Genomic DNA, 8,484 nt, shown 5'->3' with positions numbered 1-8,484 from the left:
ACAAGAAAAATCAAGCATGAATTAAAAAAAGATGGATATCAGGTATCTAGAAGAAGAATTAGTCGTATTATGCAAAAATATGGACTAGTATCTAATTATACAGTTAAACAGTATAAGGTATATCCTTCAAAATGTAATGAAGAAAAAGCTGACAATATTGTTAATAGACAGTTTAATACAGATAAAATCTTAGAAATTGTAATAAGCGATTTAACTTATATAAATGTCAATGGTAAATGGAATTATGTATGTATATTATTAGATTTATATAATCGTGAAATTATTGGTTATGCTGCTGGTAAGAATAAAGATGCAAACCTTGTTTACAAAGCATTTACAAAGATTGAAAGACCGCTAGAAGAAATTAAAATATTGCATACTGATAGGGGTAATGAATTTAAAAATAAGATTATAGATGACTTATTAACTACATTTAATATTAATCGTTCACTAAGTAAAAAAGGCTGTCCCTATGATAATGCAGTGGCAGAAGCTACATTTAAGGTTACTAAAACAGAATTTGCTTTTAATAGAATATTTCAAAGTTTTGAAGAGCTTGAATACCTATTATTTGATTATGTGAACTGGTATAATAACCACAGGATTCATGGAGCATTAAATTACCTTACACCTGTGGAGTATAGAATACTAATGTCCGACAAAAAAGTGTCCTAAAAAAGGTTGACAATCCAACTTTTACAGGCCATAGTTTTAATACGATTACAACACAAAAGAACCGCCCTTTGTGTTTTTTCTTTATAAATATAATTAAAATCATTCCATCAATTTAATTCCCAAAGCCCTATAAAAACTATAATCTATGTTATGAGTCAATCTCAATTTTTTGTCTTTTCTAAACTTTATTACATATTTCTTCATTCCTTCACCATATATGCCATCAACCCATAGAGGATAATAACCTTGCAATTTCATTCTCTTTTGAACTTCATAGACATCAGAACCTCTATCACCGGGTTTTAATATTCTAAAACCATTACCAAAAGGTCCAAAAATTCCACCCCATATAGTTACTGGTGTACCTACTTTAATTATTTTATAAAGTTCTTCTATATCTTTGTTTTTCATTCTTATGCATCCATGGGAAGCTGCAAAACCTATACTTTCTGGTCTATTTGTACCATGTATTCCGTACTTACCCCAAGGTACATTTAGTCCCATCCATCTAGTTCCAAATCCCCCTCCCCATTTTCTCTTATTTATTATAATAAAATTTCCAATTGGAGATGGAGTACTAGGTTTTCCACTAGCTATTATGTACTTTTTTATAACATTATTGTCATCTAAATTTATAACCTCAAGTGTTTTAGCATTTATATCAATAAAAATAGCTAAATTTTTATAATCTCGATTTTGTCTCATATTCTTTTCTTCCCAAAGACTATATTCTTTATCTAACCATATCCTTGATATTGAACTTCGTACTATCCCATATTTATTGAATAGTATATTTACACTAATTATTAATATAAATAAAAACACAAAAAATATAACTTTCCAAATACATATTCTTTTCAAATTTACCCCCCTATTTACTATTTATATGACTATGCAATGTTAACTTATGTCATTAGACAAACTTGCCATTTGCATTTTTTAAAATTCTTTCGATGGAAAAACTAAAACAAATTAAAACCGAAAACTTATCTAGAATACTCTTATGAAGTAAAATTTAGGGAATGATTTATAAAAAAAATCTTAAAATATTAGAAAATCTGTAAAAATTTTACTAGCCAATCGACTTCAAAACCACTGGGCTTTAAATTATATAAAAGACTTATGACAAACGAAATGTCCCCGTGACATCAAAAAATTTTATTCAACAAATTCAAATCCTTTTTGTGTTTTTTTAACAACATATTTTCGAGTTATAAAGTCTCCACCTTTTTCTAAATGAAGATTAACTCTTCTATATACCAAACATTCAATATAATAATATTGATTCTTTTTGTCTGACAAATCAATTGATAATAAAATTTCATTATCATAACTAGGTATAATTTTTGATTCAAGAATTTTCTTCAAAACATCTTTTTCTTCATCATTTTTAAATAATATTTCAGGATATTTTCGACCATCAAAGGCTATTTTTTCAATCCATTGTAAAGATTCTAATAAAATACTATTATATTCAGAAGGTTTAACTTCCCTTACCTCTTGAGTTTTTTTTGAATACAAAGCATTTTTTAAACTTATTATTATTGAAGTTTTATTATCTATATCTCTTTTTAAGTTTAATATTTCAATATTTTTTTCATTTATTTTTTTTTCTAGATTTGATACTCGTAATTTTAAATCATTTATCTCTTTTTTTTGATTTAAACTGTCTAAAACACCAGAATAAAATAAAAAAATACTTAATCCTAATAATATAAATGTTATAAATATAGGTTTTGGAATAAATTTGCGTTTACTGTTATTTTCACTTTTTTTTATTTTTATCACCTTAGTTTCTAAATATATTATGTCTTTAAATTCTCAAACAAAATACTCCTTATATTTATACTCTTTTATCATAATTATATTTTAACATATATTGTGTTATTTTTGTATTTATAGATATTTTTTACAGAAAAAATACTGTACCCACATTTAATTTAGGCACAGTATTTATACTTTTAAATAAAACTACCAAGACTTACTGTTCCTGCCAATTGGCTGGATATACTACATACATAAATCTACAAAAATCTGGAGTACTAAATTGAATTTCAGTATTCTTAGGAATTAATAATATGTCTCCTTTTTTTCCAACAACTTTTCTATATCCAATTATAATTTCCAATGTTCCGTCTATAACATAATCTATTTCATCATACTTAAGAGTCCAATTGAAAGATGATTTTTTCATTTCCATTGTTAAAATAAAGTCTTTAATGCTATAAATTACTCTCTGGTATATTATTTTTTAATGACTTATTAGCTATAATTATTGCTAAAGCTACTGCTGTAATTCCTGCAACTAATTTTCCTACAACCATTGGAAATATCATATCTTTTGCAACCCCTGCAGTAAATCCAAGATGGTCTCCAAATACAAATGAAGCACTTACTGCAAATGCAACATTAATAATTTTTCCTCTATCATCCATATCCTTCATTAACCCAAACATGGGGATATTGTTTGCTAATGATGCAACCATTCCTGCTGCTGCAACATCTCCCATCCCTAATAATTTACCTAATTTAAATAATGGTTTTTTAAATGCCTTTGTAATGAAATGCACCATCGGAAATGCTCCTGCCAACATTAATGCAATAGAACCAACTATCTCAATACCATCTGAAACTGGAGCCATACCCGGTATTACAACTATCCCCGTTAAAGTTTCAATGATTATTGCAGCTAAACCAATAGTAATTACTGCAACAACTCCTTTCCCAAATACTGTAAAACCTTTTATCATCTTTTCAGGTATCTTCCACAAACCAAATGCTAATATTAATGAAACTATGATAATTGGCACTAAATTGCTAAGTATCATAGAAAGTTCAAATCCAGCAACTATTCCACCTGCTAAACATCCAATAGGAATAGTAATGAGTCCTGCCAATATACCAGTAGCTAAAAATCTGTGATCTTCCTTATTAATTATTCCAAGAGCCACAGGAATTGTAAAAACAATAGTAGGTCCCATCATTCCTCCTAATATTAAACCTGCAAAAAGCCCTGCCTCACGACTTTGAGCCAATTCCATTGCCAAAGGGTATCCGCCCATATCATTTGCCAATAGAGTAGTTGCAAACATTGCAGGGTCTGCTCCTAATGCCGTATAAATCGGTACTACAATTGGCTTTAATATAGTCGCAAGTACCGGTGCTAGAGATACAACTCCTACCATGGCAACTGCAAGTGAACCCATTGCCATAATACCTTCATCAAATTTTTCACCAAATCCATATTTATTTCCTAATATTTTATCTACAGCACCTACTGCCATAAAAAATACCATAATATAAACAATAATTTCATTAATACTCATAATTTTCCCCCTTTAATTTACTTTTTTTTAAACAAATAGTTATACTCTATAATTTACTTTCTTTGCAATTTAATAAAATTCTACATTAGCTCTTCTAACAATTCTCCTCTTGGAGAAGGAATTACTACCTTATTTATTAACATACCGGCTTTTTCTCCAATCCTAGCACCTGCTTCAACTGCTTCTTTTACTGCACTTACATCACCAGTCAAAGTTATAAATGATTTACCACCTATAGCAAATCCAAGTCGCAGCTCTATCAAATCTACTGATGCACTCTTAGCAGCAGTATCTGCGGCAACAATTGATGTTGCTATACTAAAAAATTCTAATACTCCTAATGCTCTTAGTTCATATACATCTGTAGTTTTATTGATTGCACTTATCAATTGTGGGTGAATGCTTGGAAGAATAAGACTATCTACTACATATTCATTACCAATATCTAATCCTACTTCAACTGAAGCCTTCACTGCTCCTACATCTCCTGAAACAAGAACAATATATTTGCCAGGACATATCGAATTGGCCTTTAAAAGATTTACCTCTGCCGCCTTCAACATAAAATCTGCCGTTTCAATTCCTCTTGCTATACTGTTGAGCTCTACTAATCCTATTGTCCTTATCATGAAATCACCTCATCATTCTCACTTCGAATAACTACATAATCCGATATTTCACACACCTTACCGTCTATACTTGAATGTACATTAGCTCCTAATTCACCCATTTTTACTTCTCCAATCAATTGTCCTCTTGAAACTATATCGCCAATTGACACTACTGGATTTGCTGGTCTACCTATACTTTGAGATAAAGAAATACAAACACGATGAGCCTTTACTTCAAATGGTCCAATAACTTTGTTTCCTTTATACTTAGTTAAACCAAGTCTCGAAATCAGCCTATCAACTGGAATTTTACGATATTCTCTTATTTCTTTTGCAATAGTCTTTTCCTGTTCTTTTTGATATTTAATTCCTTTATTCCTAAGCTCATTTTTTATGTAGCCATTCATGCTCCTAGGTGATAAGCCCATTGGACATGCATATAGTTCACACACACCACATTCACAACATATCAAAGCTTCCATAAATATTTTTTCATCACCTTTAGCAATTCCAATACTTCTCATTATTCTATGCGGTCTAATTTTATGACCTATTAAATTTCTTGGACACATATCAGTACACATAGAACATTGAATACATGCAGTTTTAGCACGACTTACTATATGCTTTATTGATAATTCTTTTCTGCCTATTATATAATGATTCTTAGGAAGTAAAATAAGAGAACCAATTGTTTTAGTAATAAATTCTTTTTTTATCTGCTTTTTATAAATAACTTTTCCCATCATAGGACCGCCTAGAATTACAGCATAATCGTTTATAAGAGAACCACCTGCAGCTTCTATACACTTTTCTATACTAATTCCTATAGGCACTTTTAATATGCAGGGATTCCTTATTTCCCCGATTACAGTAACATATTTATCTACTACAGGCTTTTCGTTTATTGCATCAAAAATATTCACTAAAGTACCAACATTAGATACAACAACACCAACATCTAAAGGAATTCCTCCTGCTGGTATAGACTTTTTAGTTATTTCATAAACCAATATATGCTCATCACCAGCAGGATAAAAATTATCTAATAAAAACAGCTCAACCTCTGAATTCAGCTCCTCAATAGTTTTGCTGAGTGCTTTAATTTCTTCTTTATATTTTTTCTTTAATCCTATTATCAATTTCTTAGCTTGTATTTTCTTCGCAACTTCTTCCATGGCCTTAATAATTTTTTTGCTTTCACACCTCATTAAATATTTATCTGTTTCTAACAGAGGTTCACACTCTGCTCCATTGGCAATTAAATACTCTACGCTGCAATTTAACTTTATATGGGTAGGAAATCCAGCTCCACCTGCTCCAACAACCCCTGCATCAAATATCTTTTTTATTAAATCCATTTCCTCTCCCCCTAGCTTTAAAATACATCTTTACTTACTTCTACTTCATCAATAATTCCTATAATTGTAGCATCTATTGGTACATCAGCTTTATCAACTGCCTTCCTAGCTGAACTTCCTGTTACGACTAATACTGTTTCACCAATTCCTGCTCCCACTTTATCAGTTGCTACAAAACTCTGAAACTCTTCATTTGAATAACAATCTATAGGTTTTATTATCAGCAGCTTCAATCCATTTAGTACTTCTTCTTTTCTTGTAGCCCAAACATTTCCAACAACCCTACCAATAATCATAGTTATCTTCCTTTCTCATAAATACCACTCACTATGACTTAATATTAATTTGATTAGTCCTTATAAAATCTTTTGCAAGAGGTGTAATAATTGATTTTTTATCAATAGCAATAGTTTTATATCCTTTATTCCACAAATTTTCAATGTCTTTTTCACTGATAACTTTTTTAGTTATCACAGCTTCTTTTATAATTTCTTCTAGTACTTTATTTGTCTCATTACTAATCTCATTTTCAGATTTACAATATCCATTATCTAAACACTCTGTTAAATCTTTTTTTCCAACAATCTCTATCCCAAAACTAATTATTTTTTCCTCATATCCTTTAAACATATTGAAAAAATTTTTATTTGCAGTATTCTTAAATTTTCTATAACTTATCCCTTCTTCAAAGACTATTACTTTCTTTCCTTTGAAAACTCCATCTATAATAATTTCAGAAACATCACTTCTAATATCTCCTATAGCAATACCTACTAAATCTTTACTTGATAATTTTGGTACTATAATATAATCAAATAAATCTACTCCTTCTTCATGACAATAATCATCTAAAAATTTAATATCTTTCCATTTTGATATAATTTCATCATAACTATTCTTATTTGATATTGAATCTAGGATTAAAATACTCTTTGATTTATCCTTTGAATTTTGCAAGCTCAGTACAGTTATTCTCTTTAAAACTTCTTCTGTTATAATACTTATCAATTTATCAGTATTCACTTATATCACTTCCCTCTACCTAGCAATTCACATCTACTTCAAAGTAGAGTAACTAAAAAAAGATAATTTCTCCCACTACCCCCTCTTTATATCCCGATGCATTTGCTTCATCAAAATCTATATGCATACTCAACTTGTATTCTTTATTCACTCTTACTAATACATCTTCAAAAACAACAGGTCTATCACTTTTAACCTTTACACTTACCAATTGTTTGTCCTCAACACCAAACTTTTTAGCATCTTCTGGAGTCATATGAATATGTCTCTTTGCAATAATTACCGATTCCATAGCTTCTACTACAGCCTTTTCAGTTGCTATATATATTTTTTCACTTCCTTCTAGATTTCCCGATTCTCTGACTGGTGGATTAATGCCTAAAACTACTGCATCAGTTTTAGAAATCTCTACCTGAGTTTTTTCCCTAGCAGGTCCTAATATTGCAACTCCTCTTAATATACCTTTTGGTCCTATTAGCATTACTCTTTCTTCATATTGAAACTGCCCAGGCTGTGATAAATCCTTCTTCTTTGACATGTTGTAGTCCCTACCGAAAAGCTTTTCTATATGTTCTTTACTTAGATGTACATGTCTAGCCGATACCTCTATGGGAATTGTATTACTTTTACCAATTGTATCCATTACCTTTTTTACAATTTCCTTTATTAATTCTTCCTGCACAGTATCACCTCTTTATTTATATAAACCTGCATTATACTTGCACATCATTATATAAATACAACTGCTCAATCTATTTAGTGCTCTTACTATGTCAATTCTATTAATCTCAAAATCTCTTCTAAAAGCTTTAATTGCTGCAATCTCTACTTCTCTTACACTGCTTCTTAATGAATTAAGATATATTAGTACATCTCCCATTTGATAGTTGGGCAGTATATGGTCTATTCCAAAGTGTTTTTTTGGATGATGCGACATCTCTCTGAGTTGTTCTTCACTTAATCCAATTAACTTTTCTATACTTAACTCTTCTTCTAAAACTTCAGCCTTTAAAATCTCCCTCGTATAATTTAAAACTTCATCAAGTTCATCAATTAGCTTTGTAATATTTTTTGAAGCTATAAGTGTTTGAACCTCCATTATCTTTGACTGAAGACTGTCAAGCTTCCCTCTAAAAATTATTCTAGGGTCATCTTTAAAAACTAATTTATTTCCATGTATTTGAGTCATATGTTCTGGCTTGTTTTCTAAAACTCCCCCTGAATAATATGAAACATATCTAGGTACAATTTTTCGAAAATTAACTTTTAATTTTTTATCCTCATCTTTCTTTTTACTGCTGTCTTCTTTTTTATCTTCTTTAACCACATCTTTAATTATCAGCTCAATATTCTTATCTCTTAAAAATTGTCTAGCTGAAGGAGTAATCAATATATTGGAATCTATAACATAACTCTTGGGCAGTCTATTTTTTAATTCTAGACGAAGAGTTTCTTCAGTTAAAACCTTCATTAGCTCACTCCCTTTGA

Annotated in this window: 11 protein-coding genes; 1 reads left to right on the top strand and 10 read right to left on the bottom strand. The window is 29.9% G+C overall.

Features of this window, described 5'->3' with window-relative positions; translation table 11 throughout:
• Positions 1–675 (top strand): IS3 family transposase (locus BUA90_RS09430; RefSeq protein WP_143146278.1); only part of this gene is annotated, 675 nt, incomplete at its 5' end.
• A gap of 99 nt (positions 676–774) precedes the next feature.
• On the opposite strand, the gene BUA90_RS09425 is transcribed toward BUA90_RS09430, so the two are convergent.
• The 10 genes from BUA90_RS09425 to BUA90_RS09380 all read right to left on the bottom strand — a co-directional run bounded on the left by BUA90_RS09425 (position 775) and on the right by BUA90_RS09380 (position 8,467).
• Positions 775–1,536: a L,D-transpeptidase family protein gene (locus BUA90_RS09425; protein ID WP_330390722.1), complete on the bottom strand. Its 762-nt coding sequence runs from the start codon at positions 1,534–1,536 to the stop codon at positions 775–777.
• A gap of 297 nt (positions 1,537–1,833) precedes the next feature.
• Positions 1,834–2,463 carry a hypothetical protein gene (locus tag BUA90_RS09420; protein WP_072967988.1) on the bottom strand — a complete coding sequence of 210 codons (630 nt, stop codon included), beginning with the start codon at positions 2,461–2,463 and terminating at the stop codon, positions 1,834–1,836.
• Positions 2,464–2,656: 193 nt separating this feature from the next.
• Positions 2,657–2,875 carry a cupin domain-containing protein gene (locus tag BUA90_RS09415; protein ID WP_072967985.1) on the bottom strand — a complete coding sequence of 73 codons (219 nt, stop codon included), beginning with the start codon at positions 2,873–2,875 and terminating at the stop codon, positions 2,657–2,659.
• A 22-nt stretch (positions 2,876–2,897) separates the two neighbouring features.
• Positions 2,898–4,001 (bottom strand): ethanolamine utilization protein EutH, encoded by a 1,104-nt coding sequence (gene eutH / locus BUA90_RS09410; RefSeq protein ID WP_072967983.1) that lies wholly within the window; start codon positions 3,999–4,001, stop codon positions 2,898–2,900.
• An 80-nt stretch (positions 4,002–4,081) separates the two neighbouring features.
• The gene (locus BUA90_RS09405) at positions 4,082–4,630 is read right to left on the bottom strand and encodes a BMC domain-containing protein (RefSeq protein ID WP_072967981.1); all 549 of its coding nucleotides are present in this window, start codon (positions 4,628–4,630) and stop codon (positions 4,082–4,084) included.
• Positions 4,627–5,973, bottom strand: a complete 1,347-nt coding sequence (locus BUA90_RS09400; protein WP_072967979.1) for a 4Fe-4S dicluster domain-containing protein — start codon at positions 5,971–5,973, stop codon at positions 4,627–4,629. Before BUA90_RS09400 ends, BUA90_RS09405 begins: the two co-directional genes overlap by 4 nt.
• A 17-nt stretch (positions 5,974–5,990) precedes the next feature.
• Positions 5,991–6,269, bottom strand: coding sequence for a EutN/CcmL family microcompartment protein (locus BUA90_RS09395; RefSeq protein ID WP_072967977.1), 279 nt, complete (start codon positions 6,267–6,269; stop codon positions 5,991–5,993).
• 31 nt (positions 6,270–6,300) lie between these two features.
• Positions 6,301–6,996: a hypothetical protein gene (locus BUA90_RS09390; protein ID WP_072967975.1), complete on the bottom strand. Its 696-nt coding sequence runs from the start codon at positions 6,994–6,996 to the stop codon at positions 6,301–6,303.
• Positions 6,997–7,048: 52 nt separating this feature from the next.
• Entirely contained in the window at positions 7,049–7,639 is a 591-nt protein-coding gene (gene pduL, locus BUA90_RS09385) for a phosphate propanoyltransferase (protein ID WP_072968066.1), read from the bottom strand.
• Between the two features lie 51 nt (positions 7,640–7,690).
• A complete protein-coding gene (locus BUA90_RS09380; RefSeq protein WP_072967973.1) occupies positions 7,691–8,467 on the bottom strand; it encodes a cobalamin adenosyltransferase in 777 nt (258 codons plus the stop codon).
• Between the last annotated feature and the right edge of the window lie 17 nt (positions 8,468–8,484).

Origin of the sequence: Caminicella sporogenes DSM 14501 (assembly GCF_900142285.1) — a bacterium.
GTDB classification, from domain to species: Bacteria; Bacillota; Clostridia; order Peptostreptococcales; family Caminicellaceae; genus Caminicella; species Caminicella sporogenes.
The sequence above is the reverse complement of the archived record's forward strand: the minus strand, read 5'-3'. Positions and strand labels throughout refer to the sequence as shown.